This is a genomic window from Microvirga sp. GCM10011540, from assembly GCF_042650665.1.
Classification (GTDB): Bacteria; Pseudomonadota; Alphaproteobacteria; order Rhizobiales; family Beijerinckiaceae; genus Microvirga; species Microvirga lenta.
Genome location: NZ_JBHSBQ010000131.1, coordinates 23858 through 43771 on the forward strand (window position 1 = coordinate 23858; position 19914 = coordinate 43771).

A 19914-nucleotide genomic window follows, 5' to 3' on the forward strand; every position below is an offset into this window, starting at 1 on the left:
TTCTTGCACCTCTGCGGGACACGTTGGATCCCGCACTCAGCCGCGCTTTAGATCCGCTGCCAGGATGCCGCTTCTGCAGAGCGCCGCAAGGCGTCCAAGATGCGCATGTTCATGAGCGCATCTTGGATACCGTAGCCCAGGGGCTCGGCGCCACGGACAGCCCGGGCGAACGCCTCGCCCTGAAGCTGGTACTGGTCTAAGGCCTCGAACTCGATGGTTCGCGCCGAGCGCCCGCCATGGACACTTCCATCGTCGACGAGGATGCGGGTCGGCTGATCGGGCGGGGCATTGAAGGGGATCTCGATTTCGATGCGCCCCCTCGTCCCGAGAATCTGCAACCGCTGATAAGGGACCATCTGGGTCGAGACCGTAAAGATGAGCTGCCGGCCCGCGCCGAAATCCATGAGAGCGCTCGTGGTCCGATCGATCGCCATAGCAGGGTCGAAATCCGTCAGCACTACAGCGCGAGTCGGCTCGGCCTCGAAGAAATAGCGCCCGGCCACTACCGCATAGCAGCCGATGTCCAGCAGGCCGCCACCGCCAATATCCGCCTTGTTGCGGATATTGGACGGGTCCGCGTTGAAATACGAGAACAGCACCTGGATTGCTCTCACCTCGCCAACCCCTCCCTGCCGGATCAGATCTCGGGCTTGCTGCCACTGCGGATGGTGGCGGACCATGAACGCCTCGGCGATGAGCACCTGGGACGAGGCGTCCTCGAGCTGCCCTGCCTCCTGAGCCGTCATCGCGATAGGTTTTTCGCACAGCACATGCTTACCGGCGGCAGCGGCCTTGAGGGTCAGCGGAACGTGCAGGTGATTGGGAAGCGGATTGTAGATGGCCTCGACATCCGGGTCCGCAAGCAGCGCCTCGTAGGAGTCATAGGCCTTTGGAATTCCAAGCTCCCCGGCCATTGCCTCGGCAGACGCCGCATTCCGCGACGCTACGGCCGTGATGGCGCATAGCGGGCTTTTCATCATTCCCGGAACGACCTTCGTCCGACCGATCCTGGCTGTGCTCAAGATACCCCAACGAACCGGCTCCATGTCATCCTCCTGAAACTATGCGTCCTGTTGAGCGACGCGCCGTTTTGACCCCTGCAACGCCGCACGGCGCAATCTTCGCGGCCATGCTCACCTGGTCGCTTGGCATGTCGGCGCGGTAAGAGAAGTGATCGAAATCCGCCGGCAGGGCGCGACCTGTCAGGTCGTGCGCGGCCATCCCAACGAAGGCGCCCGTGAAGGATCCATGAGCTCCCGGCCCCGCCTCATCGGAGAGAATGCTCGCATCGAGGATGGGACCGACAGGTTTCCAGTTCACTCCGTCAATGGACCATCTGAATTGAAGATCAGCCAAATGGACATCGACGCCGAGATGGATGGGGCCATCCTCAGGCAACGGCAGATCGCTGTCGAGCATATAGGTCATCAAGGCGTCGGGATGATCTCCCAGGCACGAGATGACCTGAAGCACCCGCCTCCCCTCATCGTCAGCGGACACGGCGAGATAGTGAAATCGCGCGCGATCGTAGTAGCAGATCAGACCGGCCATCTGCTGATAGGTTTCAGGCTCGAACTCCAGCGCCGTCTCGGCCGAATAGCTCCAATCCGTCTGGCGGCGGGCGACAAGCGCCTGCTCGAACCAGCTTCCGATGGACTCGCGCCCGTAGAGCCGGAGATGGCTCGCCCGGGCCGTCAGCGAGAACAGCCGCCCCCAGTCGGGCGTGCGCAGCCACTGAAAGGCTGAAGGCAATCTCCCATCGTCGAAATCGTGGCGCTCCGGCTCGGGTGGGAACGGGTGCGGCGGGAGATCAGGCCCCTTGACCTCGACAGCGGGAACCTGCCCTCCATGAGCGAGATAGAGCCAGTCGTCCTCTCCCCATACCACCCGCTGGATTGCCGTTTCTCGGCCCAGCGGCGAGCGCCGGGTTCCAGGCAACGGGCGGCTACAGAGATGTGTGTGATAGACCTCGCCGGTGGATGCCTCCACGTAAAAGCCGTGGCCTGCCCTCTGGAGCGGAGCATCCAGCGCATCCTTGCTGGTCAGGAGATGGGTGTTCGGATGAAGCTCGTAGGGCCCATCGATGTTCCTGGAACGCGCCATCGTGACGGCATGGTTGTAGGAGGTGCCGCCCTCGGCCACGGTCAGATAGTACCAACCGTTGCGCTTCCAGAGATGTGGCCCTTCGACGAGCCCGAGTGGGCTTCCCTTGAAGATGTTCTTGATCGGACCAACAAGCCGCTGCTCGGCGGGCGAATATTCCTGCAGCAGAATGCCGTCGAAGGAGCTGCGACGGCGGCGATGGTCCCAAACCATGTTGACGAACCACTTTCGCCCGTCATCGTCGTGAAAGAGAGAGGGATCGAAGCCTGACGAGTTCATAAAGATCGGATCGGACCAAGGCCCCTCGATGGACGGCGCCGTCACAAGGTAGTTGTGAGTGTCCTTGAAGTTGCCGAGACGGCGCTTCACGTCCGTGTAGATCAGCCAGAACAAGCCGTCCGCATAGGTCAGAGCAGGTGCCCAGACGCCGCAGCTGTCCGGGTTGCCGCGCATATCGAGCTGGGATTGGCGGTCAAGGGGACGACAGACCAGCCTCCAGTTTACAAGATCGCGGGAGTGATGGATCTGCACGCCCGGATACCATTCGAAGGTTGATGTGGCGATGTAATAGTCATCGCCGGCCCTGCAGAATGCGGGATCAGGGTTGAACCCAGGCAGAATGGGGTTGCGAATGGTCGTCATGAGCGTTTCCGGCATTTGTGTTTCAATGGACAGAAGGGCGGGAAGGATTGCCGGCACGGTGAGAGCTTGAGAGAGGAGCAGCGGAATTGGTACCGCGACGCCCCTCAGGGATATAACCGTCGCGATCCGTGGGCATGCTGATCACTTTGCACTCCGGCCTCTTCTCGGCGCGGGCCCTGTCGTGCCGCGCTCAAGCAGTTGCAACGGCAGCCGAATGTCCCAATCCGCCGGACTCATTTTCCCCTGGATCATCTTTAGGAGAATGCGCGCTCCGGTGCGCCCGAGCTCATGCAGCGGCTGCTGGAAGGTGGTGAGCGTCGGCTCGGTGTAATCGGCGAACTCGATGCCATCGAAGCCGACGACGGACACATCATCGGGAACCCGGACCCCGGCCGATCTCACTGTCTTGATGAATCCAATCGCACTCTCGTCGCAGGCGGCGAAAACTCCCGTAGGGCGTTTCTTCAAACGAAGGAAAGCTTCTGCAGCAGCAACGCCGGTCGCGAATGTGAACGGCCCCTCCCAGCGCACGAAATCCTCCTGGGAGAGTCCAGCGGCAGCGACTCCCTCCTGAAAACCGGAGAAGCGTTCCACCTCGATGAATGTGCCGGGAGTACCTGAGATATAGCCGAGCTTGGAGTGCCCGAGTTGCGCCAGGTACTCCACCGCCCTCCGGGAGGCTTCACGGTCCTCGACCGTCACATTGGGGATCCCGGCATCCGGGATTGCCGAACACAGGGCTACAATCGGGAGTCCGGCTTCGCCCATGCTGCGCCTGCCCTTCTCGGGAATGCGTCCGTTCATCAGAAGAACGCCATCGACTTGCCGCGAGAGCACGAGATCGACGTATCGGGCCTCTCGCTCGATGAGATTGTCCAGATTGCCGACGATGATTCCGTAACCGTTCTGCGTCAGTTCGTCGTCCACCCCACGGAGCACTTGCGCGAAGACCGGGTTGGTGAGTCTCGGCGCAACGACCAGCACGGTCATGGTGCGACGGGTGCGTAGATTCCGGGCCGTGCTGTTGGGCGTGTAGCCGCTACGGCGCACGGCTTCCATCACAAGGTCGTGTGTTTTCGGTCGGACCTGATCCGGGTTGGCCAGAACGCGGCTGACGGTGGCGGTCGAAACGCCGGCGAGCCGTGCCACGTCTGCGATGCGCGTTTCTTTGACCGCGCGCCAGCGCCTACGGCTCATGCTGCCCACCCCTTATGATCGTACAAAGTATCACCTCAGTCATCGCGGCCATCTTGAGGCGATACTTTATGCTTGACTTACCTTGAAGTCGATTTCAACTTATATAAAATAAGATGTAATCGATTACAGAAACGACCGAAACGCTTCTGGGAGGAAGCCATGAGCCTGAAGACACGCGTTTCCGCGTATACCCTTTCTGTTGCCCTCATTTGGAGCTCTGGAGCCTTCGCTCAAAAGGCGGAGGTACTCCATTGGTGGACTTCGGCGGGAGAATCCGCCGCCGTCAAAGTCTTCGCCGACCAGTACGCCAAGACTGGCGGCACCTGGGTCGACAACGCCATTGCCGGCGGCGCGAACGCCCGTGCGGCAGGCATCAACCGCATCGTCGGCGGCAATCCCCCGACCATGATGCAGTTTAATACCGGCAAGCAGTTCGACGAACTCGTAACCAATGATCTTGTGCGCGACGTCGAAACCGCGGCGAAAGCCGGCAAGTGGCGTGAGATCATGCCCAAACCCATCGTCGAGGCAACGGTCCGCGACGGTAAGTTCTATGCGGTTCCGGTGAACATTCACGGTCAGAACTGGCTCTTCTACAACACCAAGCTCCTCAAGGATGCTGGCGTCGAGCCCCCGAAGACCTTCCCTGAGCTCATCGAGACCGGCGAAAAGCTGAAGGCCAAGGGGGTCATTCCACTTGCCCTTGGCGGCCAGCCCAACTGGGAGCACAACCTGTTCCGGGCCGTTCTTGTTGGCAGCGGCGGAGCCGATCTGTTCCGTAGTGTCTATGGAAAGCGAGACACGAAAGCCGCCAAGAGTGCCGAGTTCAAGGAAGTGGCCGAGCTGTTCGGTAAGATGCGCAGCCTCGTCGACCCGGGCTCACCGGGCCGCAACTGGAACGACGCCGCGGCCCTTGTGATCACCGACAAGGCGGCCATGCACTTCAACGGCGACTGGGCCAAGGGCGAGTTCACCGCCGCGGGCCAGACGGCAGGCAAGGAATATGGCTGCACCATCGTCGGCAAGGACCCCCGGCTCGTGATCGGCGGCGACGTCTTCGTATTCCCGGCGACCAAGGACAAGGACCAGCTCGCAGCCCAGGACAAGCTGGCTGAAGTTCTGCTCGATCCAGCCACCCAACTCGAGTTCAACAAGAAGAAGGGCTCGATCCCGGTTCGCCTGGATGTCGATGTCTCGTCCATGGACATCTGCGCTCAGAAATCTGCTTCGGTGCTGAAGAACCCGGAAAACCAGGTCGAGGCCATGGAGCTCCTGAGCACGCCGAACTTTTCCGGCGCCATGCAGGATGCGGTCACGCAGTACTGGAACAACCCGAACATGTCGGCAGACGCTTTCGTGGAAAAGGTCACGGCTGCCATGCAGAGCGCCAGCTGAGGCAGGTTGAGCTCCGTGGATTCGGCAGGCCCTACGCCCGCCGAATCCTACCACTCCCGACAGAACGGGTGCCCGATGGCTATTGTCTCCATCCCGACTGCCGTTGCCAGCTCCGCACGTCCGCTCAAGAGCCGGCGCCGCGTGAGAATGCGACTCCCAGCCGCCCTGGCGCTTCTGCCGACAGCGCTCATCGTCCTGGTCGTCTATATCGGCTGCATGCTCTGGACGGTGCGGCTGTCATTCACGAGCTCGACACTCCTCCCCAAGCTCGACTGGGTCGGCTTTGCTCAGTACAGCCGTCTTTTCATGAACGACCGCTTTCTGGTCTCGGCTGAAAACATCCTCATCTTCGGCACCCTTTTCGTCTCAGGGTGCCTCATCCTCGGCTTCCTGCTCGCCGTGTTTATCGATCAGAACGTGCGCGCCGAAGGCGTCCTCCGCACGATCTTCCTTTATCCCTACGCCATGTCGTTCGTCGTCACCGGCGTGGCTTGGCAGTGGTTTCTCAATCCCGGCCTCGGACTTCAGAAGCTCGTGCGGGACATGGGCTTCGAGAATTTTACCTTCGATTGGCTCGTGAACCAGGAGATGGCGATCTACACTATCGTCATAGCAGGTTTATGGCATGGGGCCGGACTGACCATGGCAATCCTGCTTGCGGGATTGCGAGGGGTGGATGCGGACCTGTGGAAGGCTGCGCGCGTCGACGGGATTCCGACCTGGCGGGTTTACCTCTCCGTTGTCCTGCCGCTTCTGCGGCCGATGGTGGTGACCGCGACTGTTCTGCTCGCGACCGGCGTCGTGAAGCTCTACGACCTCGTCGTCGCCATGACACTCGGCGGCCCAGGCATTGCGACCGAAGTGCCGGCGAAGTTCGTCATGGACCACCTGTTCGAGCGCAACAACATCGCCCTCGGAACCGCCGCAGCGACGATCATGCTGATCACCGTGGTCGTGATCCTCGCGCCCTGGGTCTACGCCAAGTACGTCCGTCCGCAGGGGAGACCGGCATGACCGCTGTCGTACCGCAGGGGCGCCGCCCGAAGCACATCACGATCGGCCGTATCGGAATCTATGTATTCCTCATCTCGGCCGCCCTGTTCTTCCTGCTGCCGCTATGGATCATGATTGTGACCTCGCTCAAGCCGATGGAGGAGATCCGGCTCGGCAATATCCTCGCCCTGCCCTCGATGCTTACCTTCGATGCCTGGAGCAAGGCCTGGTCCTCGGCCTGCACCGGCCTCGAATGCAATGGCATCAGCGTCGGCTTTTGGAACTCGGTTCGCATCCTGATCCCCTCCGTAATCCTGTCGATCGCCGCAGGCGCCATCAATGGATACGCCCTATCTCTCTGGCGAGTTCGCGGTGCCAACCTGATGTTCGGCATCCTTCTCCTCGGAGCGTTCATCCCTTACCAGGTCTTCCTCTATCCCCTGGTGCGGATCTTCTCCATGACCGGGATCTACAACTCGCTGCTCTGCATCGTCATCGTTCACGTGATCTTCGGCCTGCCCACGATGACCCTGCTGTTCCGCAATTACTACGCCGGCCTTCCCATCGAACTGTTCAAGGCCGCCCGCATCGATGGCGGCGGTTTTTGGACAATCTTCTTCCGGGTGATGCTGCCTATGTCGACGCCGATGATCGTGGTCGCGGCGATCCTTCAGGTCACCGGCATCTGGAACGACTTCATTTTCGGGCTGACCTTTGCGGGCCGGGAGAACCTGCCCATGACGGTGCAGCTCAACAACATCGTTCACTCGACCCAAGGTGAGCGCGCCTACAACGTCGATATGGCGGCAACCATGCTGGCGGCCCTCGTCCCTCTCGCGGTTTATTTCGTGTCGGGACGCTGGTTCATCCGTGGCATCGCCGCCGGTGCTGTGAAGGGGTAAGCATGTCTGCGGTTTCCGTTCGCGATATCACCGTAGCCTTCGAAGCCGTCCGCGTCTTCAATGGCCTGTCGTTGGATTTCGAGGAGGGGGAGTTCATCGTCCTCCTCGGTCCCTCGGGCTGCGGAAAATCCACGCTGCTCAACGCCATCGCCGGCCTTCTCGACATTTCGGAAGGGCAGATCTGGATCGGCGGACAGAACGTCACTTGGGAGGAACCCAAGGACCGCGGCATCGCCATGGTGTTCCAGTCCTACGCCCTCTACCCCCGTATGAGCGTGCGCGAGAACATGTCGTTCGGGCTCAGGATGGCAAAGACCCCCAAGCCAGAGATCGAACGCCGCGTCAACCAAGCGGCGGAGCTCCTGCAGATTTCTCATCTCCTCGACCGGCGCCCCGATCAGTTGTCGGGAGGTCAGCGTCAGCGTGTGGCGATCGGCCGGGCCTTGGTCCGTGATGCGGCGGTCTTCCTGTTCGACGAGCCGCTCTCGAACCTCGATGCCCAACTCAGGAACGAACTGCGGGTCGAGATCAAGAGATTGCACGCCAGGCTCGGCAAGACGACAATGATCTATGTCACGCACGACCAGATCGAAGCCATGACCCTGGCGGACAAGATCGTGGTCATGAAGGAGCAGAGGATCCAGCAGGTCGGCAGTCCCTCGGAGATTTATCGCCGCCCTGCCAACATGTTCGTCGCCGGGTTCGTCGGCTCGCCACAGATGAACTTCATCAAGGGCAGGATCGAGAACAGCGGGAGCGGGCCGATCTTCGTGTCCGGTCAACGTCGCCTTCCTCTCCACGGTTATGAGTTCACGGGCGCCCCCATCTCCGGACAGGAAGCTGTGCTCGGAGTTCGGCCGGAACATCTTGAGGTCGTTGAAGTGGGCGCCTGGTCGGGTTTCCGGATCGACATCATCGAGCCCATGGGCGCTGATACCGTGATCTGGTGCAGCGACAATGATGGCTCGCTCCAGGTCCGCACAAGCGGGAATACCAGGACGTCCCTGGGTGAACAGCTCGCATTGGGGATCGATGCCGCACAGGTTTCTCTCTTCGATTCCCAAAGCGGCGAACGTCTGTAACCAACGGCAACTGCATCTTTCGCGTCCGCTTGCGTCCCAGGTGGATGCAGTCACTTCGAACCTCGGGGACTCCATGAGCGTCACAGACTATCTTTCGATTCAGCTTTACACCTTGCGCTCGATGGAGGATCTCGACCGCATTCTCGATACTGTGGCTCAGGCCGGGTATCATTATGTGGAGACGGTCGGGTCGCATCTTGACGATGCTGCGGGCGTGAGATCCAAATTGGATTCCCGCGGCCTGAAAGCATCCTCGAGTCATGTCAGCATGGCGGCATTGCGCGAGAAGCCCGACGCCATCGTGGACGCCTGCCGGATCCTCGATGTCACGGATCTCTACATGCCGGCTGTTCCGCCGGAGCAGCGCGACATGGAAGCGGATGGATGGCGCTCGCTCGGACGGGAACTCGGCAGGTTAGCCGAGCGCTTCCAGAGAGACGGCATTCGTCTTGGCTATCATAATCACCACTGGGAATTAAAGTCGAAGGACGGGAACAAGACCGCGCTTGAACTCATCTTCGAGGAGGCGGAAGGGAGTCCTCTCGCCTGGCAAGTTGACGTGGCTTGGCTCGTGCGAGGCGATGCCGATCCCAGGGAGTGGATGAAACGCCATCGCAGCAGGATCACGGCTGCCCACGTCAAGGACATCGCCCCCACAGGGCAAAACGAGGAGCAGGACGGCTGGACAGATGTCGGCTCCGGTGTGCTGGACTGGCGCAACCTGTGGCGCTCCTGCCGCGAGGCCGGAGCCAAGTGGATGGTCGTGGAACACGACAAGCCTGCGAATCCTGCTCACACAGCCCGCCTCAGCTTCGACTTCCTGCGCAGTATCGAGGAATAACCATCATGAAAGCCCTGAACGTCGGCATCATCGGATGCGGCAATATCTCGGGTATCTACCTTCAGAACATCCCGGCCTATCGAGGGCTGATGCTGCGGGCCTGCGCGGACATGAGACCCGAAGTCGCGCAAGTCCAAGCCAGCCGCTACGGCACTGAGGCGATGGCGGTCGACGAACTTCTGGCCCACCAAGACATCGATCTCGTGGTCAACCTCACGGTCCCCAGCGCTCATTTCGGCGTATCCCTTGCAGCATTGAGCGCGGGCAAGCACGTCTTCTCGGAAAAACCCCTTGCCGTGGATTTCGAGCAGGGCCGCAAGCTCGTCGACGAGGCCGAGGCGCGAGGCCTGCTGCTGGGCTGCGCGCCGGATACCTTTCTAGGCGCTGGCGGACGACTTGCCCGCAAGCTGGTCGACGACGGTGCGGTTGGGCGGATCCTCTCGGGGTCGGCCTTCCTGATGTCCCACGGCATGGAGCACTGGCATCCCGATCCGGAATTCTTTTTCAAGCCGGGGGGCGGACCAATCCTCGACATGGCGCCGTATTATCTCAGCGCCCTCGTCAACCTCATCGGTCCCGTCCAACGCGTTTTCGCCATGTCGAGCATCGGATTCCCCGAACGGGTTGTAACGTCGGAATCTCCCCGCAAGGGTCAGCGCATCGCCGTGGAGACGCCCACGACCGTCATGGCACTTCTGGAGTTTGCCTCAGGCGCGCAGGTCACCTTCTGCATGAGCTGGGATGTGTGGAAGCACGGTCATCCGGCGATCGAGCTCTATGGTGCGGAAGGTTCTCTACGAGTGCCGGATCCGAACTTCTTCGGCGGCCATGTCGAGATGACCGAGCGTGGTGGGGACTGGCAGGCCAGGGACTCGAGCGGTATGCCGCTCGGGGCTCCGAACTGGCGCTCGCCGAACTGGCCCCCCGATGCGCCGTCACGCGCCAACTACCGGGGGCTCGGCCTCGCCGACCTTGCCAGCGCCGCTCTCAATAGCACGCTTCACCGCTCCACGGGCCGGTTGGCGCTTCATGTTCTCGAGGTGATGCACAGCATCCTGGAGGGAGCTGCCACCGGACGCGCGATGGCGATCACGACCATGCTGGAGCGTCCGGCGGCTCTGTCTGACGAGGAGGCAGCCGGGCTGTGGCAAGGCCCACCCCAAACGGCGACGGCAGCATGAAGGGTGTCTTCAGCCTACCGGCTTGAGATAGGCCGATATGAGGCGCTTCACAATGAATTGCCAGCCGGTTGGCAATTCACTTTCCGCTCGGTTGCCCAGTGGTTGTGGTTCCAAGACCATGGGATTTACAGGACCAAACTCAACGCCTTCACGATTTCGGACACTGAAGCCCAAGAGCCCACAGATCTCCAAGCAGGCAGTGTCGGATGTCAGCGACGTTACCAGCGCCCCTTGAGGTGCTTGAACTGGTTCCTCCAGCTACTCGGCGGCCCGCAATCCTTGCACGACATCCTCCGCCTTACGGGCGCGGTCTTCGTCAAGACCTGCATCTCGCCCGAGATAGAGGGTATGAGACGGAAATGCGAAGCTGGTTCCGCTCCGTTCGACGACCTCCATGCAGCGCAGGAGCAAATCCTCCTGGATCTCGAGAAACTCGTCGTAATCTCTTGCATGCACGTAGGCGAAAATCTCCAGATCGAGCGAGTGAGGCCCCAGCTGAATGAAACGGACGCGCGCTGGATCGGGGCTTACGTTCGGATGTGAGAGCAGCATCGAACGCAGTTCGCGCAGAAGAAAGCGGATTTGGTCGCGGCTTGTCTCGTACCGGACATTCAGGATGGGGTGAAACCAGAAGCGGTCCCGCTTCGAGTAGTTCTCGATCTGGAGCGAGGAGAACTCGCCGTTGGGGACGGTCAGGATCGTGCGGTCCAGCGTCCGGATCCTGGTGGACCGGATCCCGATTTCCTCGACCGTTCCCAGAGCGGAGCCGAACCGGCAGAAATCACCGATTCTGACGGGGCGGTCCGCGATCAGCGTCAAGCTCCCGATCAGGTTTTCGAAGAGCTTTTGCGCGCCGAGCGCAATGGCAAGGCCGCCGATGCCGAGTGCGGCCAGCCCGGTCGTCACGTCCACGCCGAAAGCGCCGAGCAGCGTGATCCCGAACAGGACCACGAGGAGCGCCTTGGCAGCCCGCTTCATGAAGCTGACGGCGGAGTAGGCCGTTAGCTGGCCACGACGCGACATCCGCCCGAGCACGACCTCTCCTGCGGCATCGGCGGTCCGCCACAAGAGCCACGCCATGGCGCAAAAGCCCAGGATCTGCCCGAGAAATACGGCCCGGTAGCGGGCGACGACCGAGACCCCCAAGGACTCGATGCCGGCTCTGAAGACGAGCACCGCCACCAACACGCCGATGGGTCCAGCGCAGGCCTCCAGATAGCGGGTCAAGCTCGTCTCCTCGCCGCGTCGACGAAGAAGGCGCAGGACAGGACCGCGCATGGCCATCAGCAGCCAGACAAGGCCCGAACTCAGACCGGCGAGCACGAGAAGGGCGAGCCAGTGCGAGGATGATACACCGCCAACCGATGGCCCCTTCGGCAACTGATCAATCAGCGACGCTCCGGGGGAATTGTACTGTATCGCCTGCGCGAGCGAAGGAATTTCCTCCAGGGTATCGACGGAGACCAGCCATAACTGTACCCCGTCCCGCTCCACGCGCTTCGCCAGCAGCGGAACTTCGCGATACTTGGTCTCGACAAGCCCGAACCGCTCCTTGTCCCCCGGAAGGCCGTCGTCGAGCCGACCGGTCGGTGCGGCACTCAACTCTGCCGGAGTGACAACGGCCCCGGCCCGATCAAGGACCTGCTGGAATGTCTTGGCCAACTCCGGCCCAGACAGAACTACGTTGCCGGAGCGGCCCCAAATCCGCTCCGCCTCAAGAAACTGCGAAGCCCGCTCGTAGTCCGCATCTGCAAGAGCACTGATCAAGCCGGAGACCAAGCCTTGCGGAGTTTCGCGGCCGAACGGATCCCGTTGTGCTGCCGCGGCATCCCCGCCGGACGGCGCCGATCCCGGCTTGAGAACATCCTGAGGCCAGGCCGCTACGGTGAACAGGAGAAGAAGGGCGAGAGCGGAGAGAAAAATCCGTGCAGGCAGTCTCAATGTCATCTTTTCTCGCTGGCTTAAGCAGAGCTCATGGAGAAGACCGGGACCTCAGGTCTGAAACTCGTGAAGGAATGAAGGCCCGGCTGGGAGAGGAAACAACCCCCGTATCGGACAAGCCACTGGGACACCCCAGTGGCTTGTCATTAGCATTCGTCGCCTTAAAGCTTGCCTGGGTTTTAGGACGCTGTGGCCATCTCGCCGGTGAGCCAGTACTTCACGCGGGCGGGGTGCTCGCTGATGTAGTTCTCAACGGCCTTGTCCACCGAAGACTCGTTGGCATCGGACATCGCCGCCTCGAGCTCGTCGAGCGGAATATGCATGCGCATCAGGAACTGGGCGACCTCCGGGTAGTCGCTCTGGAATCCCTGCCGCGCAATTGCGTACACCCGCTCGACGCCGCCAAGCGCATTCTTCGGATCATCGAGATAGCGCAGTTCGTACTTGCCGAACATCCAGTGCGGGCTCCAACCCGTCACCACGATCCACTCGTTTCTGCGAATGGCCCGGTCGAGGGCAGATACCATTGCGGCATCGCTGGCGGTGGTCAGATCATATCCGCTCAGATCGTAAGTCTTGATGGCTTCCTTCGACAGGCGGGTGAGACCGGCGCCAGGATCGATCCCCTGAACCTTTCCATTCAGCTTTTCCTTCACCTCCGGCTTTGCCAGATCGGCGATGGATGCGAGCTGGTCCTCCGGAACATACTTCGGAACGACCCAGCCGAGCTTGGCGTCAGTGTAGAGGACGCCGAGAGTGACGACCTTGTCACCGACACGGCTCCAGTAGTCCTTATGGGTTTCGGGCAGCCATGCCATCATCATGGCATCGATGTCACCTTTCGCGACCCCCTGGTATTGAGGCGCAATATCGGTCTGCAGCAGCTCGACCTTCTGCGAGTAATTGTCCTCGATCAGTTTCTTGGCGAGCTTGGTGACGAACTCGGCGTCGGCCCAGGCAGTCCAGCCGATCTTGACCGGCTTTTTTTCTTCCTGTGCCTGCAGCGTTCCCGCAAGGCCTGTGGTCAGGGCCGCCGCGAGGGCGATCCGGGCGAAGGTCTTGAGCATAGGGTTCTCCTTTCAGCTCGTAGGTATGGTCGAGCATCGGGACGGGTACCCATTCCGATGCCCGGCGTTAGACGCCTGCTTTGGCAGGCGTACTCTCCATTTCGACAGCACCGTGCATGATGGGACTGTCCCGACGCGCCAGACGCGGGATACGCAAGGCCGCCGGTTGTGAGAGACTCTGGGTCAAGCGATCGAGGATGATTGCCAGGATGACCACGGCGAGACCGCCCTCGAAGCCAAGCCCGACATCGAGGCGCTGAATACCTGTCAACACCGTATTGCCCAGACCGCCCGCGCCGATCATCGAGGCAATCACCACCATCGAAAGGCCGAGCATGATCGTCTGGTTCACGCCTGCCATGATCGAAGGCAGTGCCAGGGGAAACTGGACCTTGAACAGAAGCTGCCGGTCGGTGCACCCGAAGGCGAGGCCTGCTTCGATGAATTCGCGGTTCACCTGAGTCAGGCCCAAGGCTGTCAGACGCACGACAGGCGGCATGGAAAAGATCACGGTCGCAATGGTGCCGGGCACTGCTCCAAGACCGAAGAACATCGCGGCCGGGATGAGATAAACGAATGCGGGCATCGTCTGCATCAGGTCGAGCAGTGGGCGCGTGCCGGCAGCCGTGATCGGGCTGCGTGCCATGAGAATGCCGAGAGGAATGCCGATCGTGATGGCGATCGCAGTCGCCGCGATGACGAGCGCAAGAGTCTCCACCGTCTCCTTCCACAGCCCCATACCGACGATCAGAAGCAGCGCCGCGCCGCAAAGTACGGCGAACCTCCAGCCGATCCGCCAAAAGGCGAACAGCGCAACTGCGGTGATGAACGCCCAAGCCGGCAGCCAGAGCAGCGCATCCTTGATGCCGTCGGCGAACAGCCCGATGCCGTCGGCTATTGCGTCAAGCGTCGGAGAAAAGTTGTCGAGCATGTATTCGACGGCCGCGCTGGCGCCGGCGCCGATGCTGAGATCGAAGTCCATGATGGTATCCTTCACACGCTGGCGGATCAGCCGGCGCGGTCGAGGGTCATGAGAAGGGATGACTTGGAGATGGCGCCTAGATAGCGGCCTTGGGCATCCACCACAGGCACAGGCCAGCGGCTCTCCGCAACACGCCCCATGACCTGTGCCAGCGGCGTTTCGGCCTCGATGGGATTCATATCGGGCAGGAATGCCTGTCGGTATGGATCAGCTCCACCAGCACGGACCGCTTCCTTGAGGGAATCCGCACTGATCATCCCTTGGTAGCGCTTGTCGCGGGCAATGACGATCGCGACATCGCGATCATGCGCACGCATGCGCTCGAGGGCGGCGTTGACGCTATGGCCAGCGCGGTCGATCAGTGTGACCTGGCTATGGCGCGCGATGTCGCCCGCACGGAAGACGTGGCTGACATCCACATTGCGGAAGAACGAGCGGACATAGTCGTTAGCCGGGCTCATCACGATTTCTTCAGGCGTGCCCACCTGCACTACGACGCCGTCCTGCATGATCGCGATCCTGTCGCCGATGCGCATGGCCTCGTCCAGATCATGACTGACGAAGACAATCGTACGGCTGCGCTCCGCCTGCAGGCGCAGGAGCTCATCCTGCATCTCGGTACGGATCAGCGGATCGAGTGCCGAGAAGGCCTCATCCATGAGGAGGATGGTAGGTTCGTTGGCTAGCGCACGAGCAAGACCGACGCGCTGCTTCATTCCGCCGGAGAGCTCATCAGGCCTGCTGGCCGCGTAGCGGTCGAGTCCGACTGCTTCGAGCGCCCGAAGAGCTTTTCGGTTGCGCTCTACCTCGGAAATGCCTGCGATCTCGAGTCCGAAAGCGGTATTGTCGAGCACAGTGCGGTTTGGCAGGAGGGCGAAGCTCTGGAACACCATACTTATGTCGCGGCGCCGCAGCTCGATCAGATCGCGCTTGCTCATGCGCGTCACATCCTGACCGTCCACCGAGACGGATCCGAGCGTCGGCTCGATCAGGCGATTGAGTAGGCGCAGCAGGGTCGATTTGCCGGAGCCCGAGAGCCCCATCACCACAAAGATTTCGCCCTCTCTGATGCCGAAGCTGGCGTCGTTGACGCCAATTGTGCAGCGGGTCTCCGCCTGAACGGCATCCTTGCCTTGCCCCGCCCGGATCAAATCGACCGCATGTGCGACATCCGAGCCGAAAATCTTGAACACATTACGCAACGCAATTTTATTAGCATCCGTGCGAACAGCGTCTCCACAGCGCACAGAATCGTCTTCGATAATCATCGATACCCCATTTCCCCTGTCCTAAAGATTAGGGGCAGCCTCCAATGTGTAATTGTTGATCTGCGCAGTAGTCATATGATCGGACGCGGCAATATCATATCACGCATAAAGCTACGAAATTGCTCACGTCCGACAAAGCGTTCAACGCACATCGTTGTCGTTAGCGCAGGTTGTTTAGACCGCTCAGCTCGAAAAGCCAACCCCTTGGGCATGAATTGGCTGCATTCACTGTGAACCCACGCTCTGTCGTCAACAACCGCAGAAACCTTCTTCAGTTTGAGAAACAACAGGTTGGACCCTTCGAGCGGCCGACGCCGAACGCCCTGCATCTGTTGGATCCGTTCAGGCTGCAAGGCATTGTTAACTTGGGCGGGCGAATGAGCAGAGGCAGAGCAATGTCACGGTCAAGAGTAAGGCGCCCGCAGGCACAAATAAATGCTCCCGTCTTCTTCATCTCTGCGGGGGTGATTTTGGCCTTTGTCTGTCTCGGCGCTCTCTTCACGGAACAGGCCGCAACCTTCTTCTCTGCCGTACAAGGCTCCATCGTCGCGGGCTTCGGCTGGTTCTACATTGCCGTGGTCGCGGGCTTTCTCATCTTCACATTTTTCCTCATGCTCAGCCGCTATGGGGACGTGAAGCTCGGGCCAGATGACGCCGAACCGGATTACAGCTACCTCTCCTGGTTTGCTATGCTCTTCAGCGCTGGCATGGGCATCGGCCTGATGTTCTTCGGCGTCGCGGAGCCGATCTACCACTACATGGATCCGCCTGTTGGCGAGGGCAACACCCTCGCCGCCGCGCGGCAGGCGATGATCATCACTTTCTTCCACTGGGGCCTGCATGCCTGGGCGATTTATATCGTGGTCGGCCTCGCCCTGGCCTATTTCGCCTTCCGCCGCGGCCTTCCACTCACAATCCGCTCCGCTCTTTATCCTCTGATCGGGGCGCGCATTCACGGCCCTATCGGACATGCCGCCGATATCTTTGCCGTGTTCGGCACCATGTTCGGAGTCGCGACTTCGTTGGGCCTGGGAGTGCTGCAGGTCAATGCAGGATTGGAATACCTGTTTGGCCTACCCGCGAATGTGGGCGTTCAGCTTGCCCTTATTGCCGTCATCACGGGTCTAGCCACTGTCTCTGTCATGCTCGGGCTCGATGCAGGCATCCGGCGGCTGAGCGAACTCAATATCATCCTGGCCGTCCTGCTGCTGGGCTTTGTACTGACCGCTGGGCCAACGGTGTTTCTGCTCCAGGCGCTGATGCAGAACACCGGAGCCTATCTCGATGACGTCGTGCGGCTCACATTCCGAATGTATGCCTATGAACCGAACGAGTGGCTCGGGAGCTGGACGCTTTTCTACTGGGGCTGGTGGATTGCCTGGTCGCCTTTCGTGGGCATGTTCATCGCGCGGATATCGCGTGGCCGCACGATCCGTGAATTCGTTCTGGGCGTCCTGTTCGTCCCTGTCCTGTTCACCTTCCTCTGGATGACGGTGTTTGGAAATACGGCACTGTGGATGCAGCTGAACGGAATTGCACCCATCGGGCAGGTGGTCGCCGACAACATGCCCGTTGCCCTCTTCGCGCTTTTGGAGGCCCTGCCCCTTTCGACCATCACCTCCGTTATTGCGACGCTCCTTGTGGTCACCTTCTTCGTAACCTCCGCGGATTCGGGAGCGCTCGTAATCGACATGATCACTTCCGGAGGCGCCGAAGAGCCGCCTGTCTGGCAGCGCATCTTCTGGGCGATATCGGCAGGAGTGGTTGCGGCCGTGCTTCTTGTCGCCGGTGGACTGCAGGCTCTACAGACTGCAGCCATCGCCAGCGCACTACCCTTCTCTGTCATCATGGTGCTCGTTTGCTACGGTTTGCTAAGGGCCCTTCAGCTCGAGCGCATGCACCCGTTGGAACGGCTGCACATAGCGCCTCCCTCGCCCGCACGTCAGGCGGTCGGCAGCAGCTGGCAGCGGCGTCTCAGCCTGATCATGCACTTTCATGACCGCGAGGAGGTTGTCAGATTTTTGAACGACACGGCCCGTCCGGCGCTCGAAGAGGTCGCCGCACAGATCCGACAGCGCGGCCTCGAAGCCCAGGTCGAACCAACCTCCGATCAGGTCCAGATCACTGTGATGCCCCACCTCAAGAACGAGTTTCGCTATCGCATCTGCATGCGCAGCCACCGGATCCCGACCTTCGCCTTTCCGGAACTAGCCCCTATGGAGGGCAAGGAGCGCCGCCATTATCGAGCCGAGGTCTATCTCTCCGACGGACCACAGCACTATGAAGTGACCGGCTACACCCGCGAGCAAGTCATCAACGACTTCCTGGCACGATACGAGGAATACATGCAGATCGTTCAGACCGGCCAAGTCTAACCATGCGGGTCAGGAACCAAATGGAGCAAGAATACGATCCGGACGTCGAGGCGCAGTGATCATGGTCGGCATCCTGCGTTCAGTCCTTGTTCTTCTCCTGGCCATCCTTCTTCTGATGGCTGGAAACGGTCCCCTCAACACGATAATCGGCGTTCGGCTGGAAGCTGCCGGAACCGCTCCCGCCATCATTGGAGCTGTGATGTCGGCCTATTTCGGGGGCCTCACCCTCGGATCCCTTTTCGCCTACCGGATCGTGACCGGTTATGGACACATTCGGGCTTTCACCGCGTTCGCCTCGGCCCTTTCGGGCATATCCCTTGTCTATGCGCTACATCTTGACCCGCTGCTATGGAGCCTCCTGCGTCTATCCGAAGGCTTCTGCATGGCAGGCTTATTCATCTGCGTCGAAAGCTGGCTGAACGACAGAACCACAAGCGAAACGAGGGGTAAGATCCTCGCCTTCTACATGGTCTGCCTCTATGCAGGCCAAGCCGGCGGCCAGTTCATGCTGAACCTGCAGGATGAATCGGGCTTTCTCCTCTTTGCCCTCGTTTCCATTCTTATTTCATTCGCCGTGATCCCCGTCGCCCTGACACGGGTCGCCCCGCCGATCCTCCCCCATGTGGAAGGCCTCAGCTTCTACCGCCTCTACGAAGCTTCACCGCTAGGAATGGTCGGCACCGTCTCAAGTGGGCTGGTGCTGGGGTCATTCTACAGTTTGGGCCCCTCCTTCTCGAGCGAAATCGGCCTTGATCTCTCCCAGACTGGTATGTTCATGAGCGCCGTCATATTCGGCGGCGTCTTGCTCCAGTTGCCTGTAGGACGACTGTCGGACGTCTTCGACCGCCGTCTCGTGATCATTGGCGTCCTTACAGCCATGGTTCTGGTCAGCGCCGGCACCGCTGCCGCTGCCTATCCCGGCAGCCCCCTTCTCTATTGGGCCGCCCTCGTCTTTGGCGGCGCTTCGTTCGCTCTATATCCGCTCTGCGTGGCGCATATGAACGACCATCTCGGCGCAGCCGCACGGGTCTCGGCCAGCGGTGGACTGATCCTCGCGTACTCGGCAGGTGCCACTCTGGGACCACTGCTCTCATCTGGCGTGATGACCCTCACCGGAGCACCCGGCCTGTTCGCCTTCACGGCTATGGTCAGCAGCTTTGCGCTGGTTTTCGGCCTTTGGCGGATGCGCGCCCGCCCCTCCCCTCCAGCCGAACAGCAGGGACCGTACCAGATGCTGCCCCGAACGACGCCCGTGATTGCACCACTCGACCCACGATCGGAGCCGGGAGACGGAGAATAGCGTCTAGCTTGGCTCGCCATGAGCCCTCCAGGACTGCGAGTAGCAAGAAATGTCGAGCACTTCCTCCAGCCGAGCCCGTCTCTGGAACTTTCGCCTCCCGGCGCCGCTGCGTATGCATCTATAGCAGACGCAAGGGAGCCCCTCGGGAGACATTCCATAGCCCAAACAGAATGCACCAATGTTCGCCCTTGCAATGGCGAGAATATCGACTATGTGTGCCTTCCCCGCGCCGCTGCGTCAGCAAGCGAGCGCCATTTCCGGACACGGCAATCATCAGTTCCCAGGCCCTCGCCGAGGAGCGATGTTGAACCTTCAGAAGATGGATCGCTCCAGACCCAACCAGGTCCGAGCCCGCCTTCCAAGGGTGAAGCTCTTTGTGTCCGGCCACATCCATGAGCCTTGTATTGTCTGGAGTGATCTGGGCTGTTATGGGCTCCTCTGGGGACAATCCGCACAGGTGTCGAAGGTTTCGCGCCGTTCGACGAGGTTCAGCGCAGAAGCAAGTATGTTTCTGTGATCGCTCTTTCTTTGTCTTTACTTGGGAGAGGCAGGATCGGGTGCCGGAAAATTCGAAAAAGCTTCGATTTTCCGATTGACTTCTGGGTCGGGGCGTTCTAAATAGGATCCATCGACGGCGCGGTTCGG

The 19914-nt window shown here is 60.7% G+C and carries 14 protein-coding genes and 1 pseudogene; 8 read left to right on the forward strand and 7 right to left on the reverse strand.

The window, feature by feature from the left end; translation table 11 throughout:
* Positions 1–47 precede the first annotated feature (47 nt).
* The 3 genes and pseudogenes from ACFOYU_RS19380 to ACFOYU_RS19390 all read right to left on the reverse strand — a co-directional run bounded on the left by ACFOYU_RS19380 (position 48) and on the right by ACFOYU_RS19390 (position 3894).
* Entirely contained in the window at positions 48–1046 is a 999-nt protein-coding gene (locus ACFOYU_RS19380) for a Gfo/Idh/MocA family protein (protein WP_377034876.1), read from the reverse strand.
* A 115-nt stretch (positions 1047–1161) separates the two neighbouring features.
* Positions 1162–2745: pseudogene (locus ACFOYU_RS19385) on the reverse strand (glycoside hydrolase family 43 protein); the annotation flags it as partial.
* A gap of 141 nt (positions 2746–2886) precedes the next feature.
* Complete coding sequence (locus tag ACFOYU_RS19390; protein WP_377034877.1) at positions 2887–3894, reverse strand: LacI family DNA-binding transcriptional regulator; 1008 nt, start codon at positions 3892–3894, stop codon at positions 2887–2889.
* Positions 3895–4101: 207 nt separating this feature from the next.
* Between ACFOYU_RS19390 and ACFOYU_RS19395 the strand changes: the two genes are divergently transcribed.
* The 6 genes from ACFOYU_RS19395 (at position 4102) to ACFOYU_RS19420 (ending at position 10336) form a co-directional block, all read left to right on the forward strand.
* On the forward strand, positions 4102–5337 hold the full coding sequence (locus ACFOYU_RS19395) for an ABC transporter substrate-binding protein (protein WP_377034878.1): 1236 nt from the start codon (positions 4102–4104) through the stop codon (positions 5335–5337).
* A gap of 147 nt (positions 5338–5484) precedes the next feature.
* Positions 5485–6351: a carbohydrate ABC transporter permease gene (locus tag ACFOYU_RS19400; RefSeq protein ID WP_226742694.1), complete on the forward strand. Its 867-nt coding sequence runs from the start codon at positions 5485–5487 to the stop codon at positions 6349–6351.
* Positions 6348–7232 carry a carbohydrate ABC transporter permease gene (locus ACFOYU_RS19405; protein ID WP_377034879.1) on the forward strand — a complete coding sequence of 295 codons (885 nt, stop codon included), beginning with the start codon at positions 6348–6350 and terminating at the stop codon, positions 7230–7232. Before ACFOYU_RS19400 ends, ACFOYU_RS19405 begins: the two co-directional genes overlap by 4 nt.
* Positions 7233–7234: 2 nt before the next feature.
* Entirely contained in the window at positions 7235–8314 is a 1080-nt protein-coding gene (locus ACFOYU_RS19410) for an ABC transporter ATP-binding protein (RefSeq protein ID WP_377034880.1), read from the forward strand.
* A complete protein-coding gene (locus ACFOYU_RS19415; protein ID WP_377034881.1) occupies positions 8241–9155 on the forward strand; it encodes a sugar phosphate isomerase/epimerase family protein in 915 nt (304 codons plus the stop codon). Before ACFOYU_RS19410 ends, ACFOYU_RS19415 begins: the two co-directional genes overlap by 74 nt.
* 5 nt (positions 9156–9160) lie before the next feature.
* Positions 9161–10336, forward strand: coding sequence for a Gfo/Idh/MocA family protein (locus ACFOYU_RS19420; RefSeq protein WP_377034882.1), 1176 nt, complete (start codon positions 9161–9163; stop codon positions 10334–10336).
* A gap of 258 nt (positions 10337–10594) precedes the next feature.
* On the opposite strand, the gene ACFOYU_RS19425 is transcribed toward ACFOYU_RS19420, so the two are convergent.
* From ACFOYU_RS19425 to proV, 4 genes are all read right to left on the reverse strand, one after another.
* Positions 10595–12283: a mechanosensitive ion channel family protein gene (locus tag ACFOYU_RS19425; protein WP_377034883.1), complete on the reverse strand. Its 1689-nt coding sequence runs from the start codon at positions 12281–12283 to the stop codon at positions 10595–10597.
* Between the two features lie 173 nt (positions 12284–12456).
* The gene (locus ACFOYU_RS19430; RefSeq protein WP_377034884.1) at positions 12457–13344 is read right to left on the reverse strand and encodes a glycine betaine ABC transporter substrate-binding protein; all 888 of its coding nucleotides are present in this window, start codon (positions 13342–13344) and stop codon (positions 12457–12459) included.
* Positions 13345–13411: 67 nt separating this feature from the next.
* A complete protein-coding gene (locus ACFOYU_RS19435) occupies positions 13412–14326 on the reverse strand; it encodes an ABC transporter permease (protein WP_377034885.1) in 915 nt (304 codons plus the stop codon).
* Positions 14327–14352: 26 nt separating this feature from the next.
* Entirely contained in the window at positions 14353–15594 is a 1242-nt protein-coding gene (gene proV, locus ACFOYU_RS19440) for a glycine betaine/L-proline ABC transporter ATP-binding protein ProV (RefSeq protein ID WP_377034886.1), read from the reverse strand.
* Between the two features lie 395 nt (positions 15595–15989).
* On the opposite strand from proV, the gene ACFOYU_RS19445 reads away from it, so the two are divergent.
* Both ACFOYU_RS19445 and ACFOYU_RS19450 read left to right on the forward strand, forming a co-directional pair.
* Entirely contained in the window at positions 15990–17969 is a 1980-nt protein-coding gene (locus ACFOYU_RS19445; RefSeq protein ID WP_377034888.1) for a BCCT family transporter, read from the forward strand.
* A gap of 253 nt (positions 17970–18222) precedes the next feature.
* Positions 18223–19269 carry an MFS transporter gene (locus tag ACFOYU_RS19450; protein ID WP_377034887.1) on the forward strand — a complete coding sequence of 349 codons (1047 nt, stop codon included), beginning with the start codon at positions 18223–18225 and terminating at the stop codon, positions 19267–19269.
* Positions 19270–19914: the final 645 nt, after the last annotated feature.

What these genes read in the sequence shown, in the direction of transcription:
- ACFOYU_RS19445 (WP_377034888.1), top strand. Translation starts at nt 15,990, where the DNA reads ATGTCACGGTCAAGAGTAAGGCGCCCGCAGGCACAAATAAATGCTCCC.
- ACFOYU_RS19380 (WP_377034876.1), bottom strand. Translation starts at nt 1,046, where the DNA reads ATGGAGCCGGTTCGTTGGGGTATCTTGAGCACAGCCAGGATCGGTCGG.
- ACFOYU_RS19405 (WP_377034879.1), top strand. Translation starts at nt 6,348, where the DNA reads ATGACCGCTGTCGTACCGCAGGGGCGCCGCCCGAAGCACATCACGATC.
- ACFOYU_RS19395 (WP_377034878.1), top strand. Translation starts at nt 4,102, where the DNA reads ATGAGCCTGAAGACACGCGTTTCCGCGTATACCCTTTCTGTTGCCCTC.
- ACFOYU_RS19425 (WP_377034883.1), bottom strand. Translation starts at nt 12,283, where the DNA reads ATGACATTGAGACTGCCTGCACGGATTTTTCTCTCCGCTCTCGCCCTT.
- ACFOYU_RS19410 (WP_377034880.1), top strand. Translation starts at nt 7,235, where the DNA reads ATGTCTGCGGTTTCCGTTCGCGATATCACCGTAGCCTTCGAAGCCGTC.
- ACFOYU_RS19430 (WP_377034884.1), bottom strand. Translation starts at nt 13,344, where the DNA reads ATGCTCAAGACCTTCGCCCGGATCGCCCTCGCGGCGGCCCTGACCACA.
- ACFOYU_RS19420 (WP_377034882.1), top strand. Translation starts at nt 9,161, where the DNA reads ATGAAAGCCCTGAACGTCGGCATCATCGGATGCGGCAATATCTCGGGT.
- ACFOYU_RS19435 (WP_377034885.1), bottom strand. Translation starts at nt 14,326, where the DNA reads ATGGACTTCGATCTCAGCATCGGCGCCGGCGCCAGCGCGGCCGTCGAA.
- ACFOYU_RS19400 (WP_226742694.1), top strand. Translation starts at nt 5,485, where the DNA reads ATGCGACTCCCAGCCGCCCTGGCGCTTCTGCCGACAGCGCTCATCGTC.
- proV (WP_377034886.1), bottom strand. Translation starts at nt 15,594, where the DNA reads ATGATTATCGAAGACGATTCTGTGCGCTGTGGAGACGCTGTTCGCACG.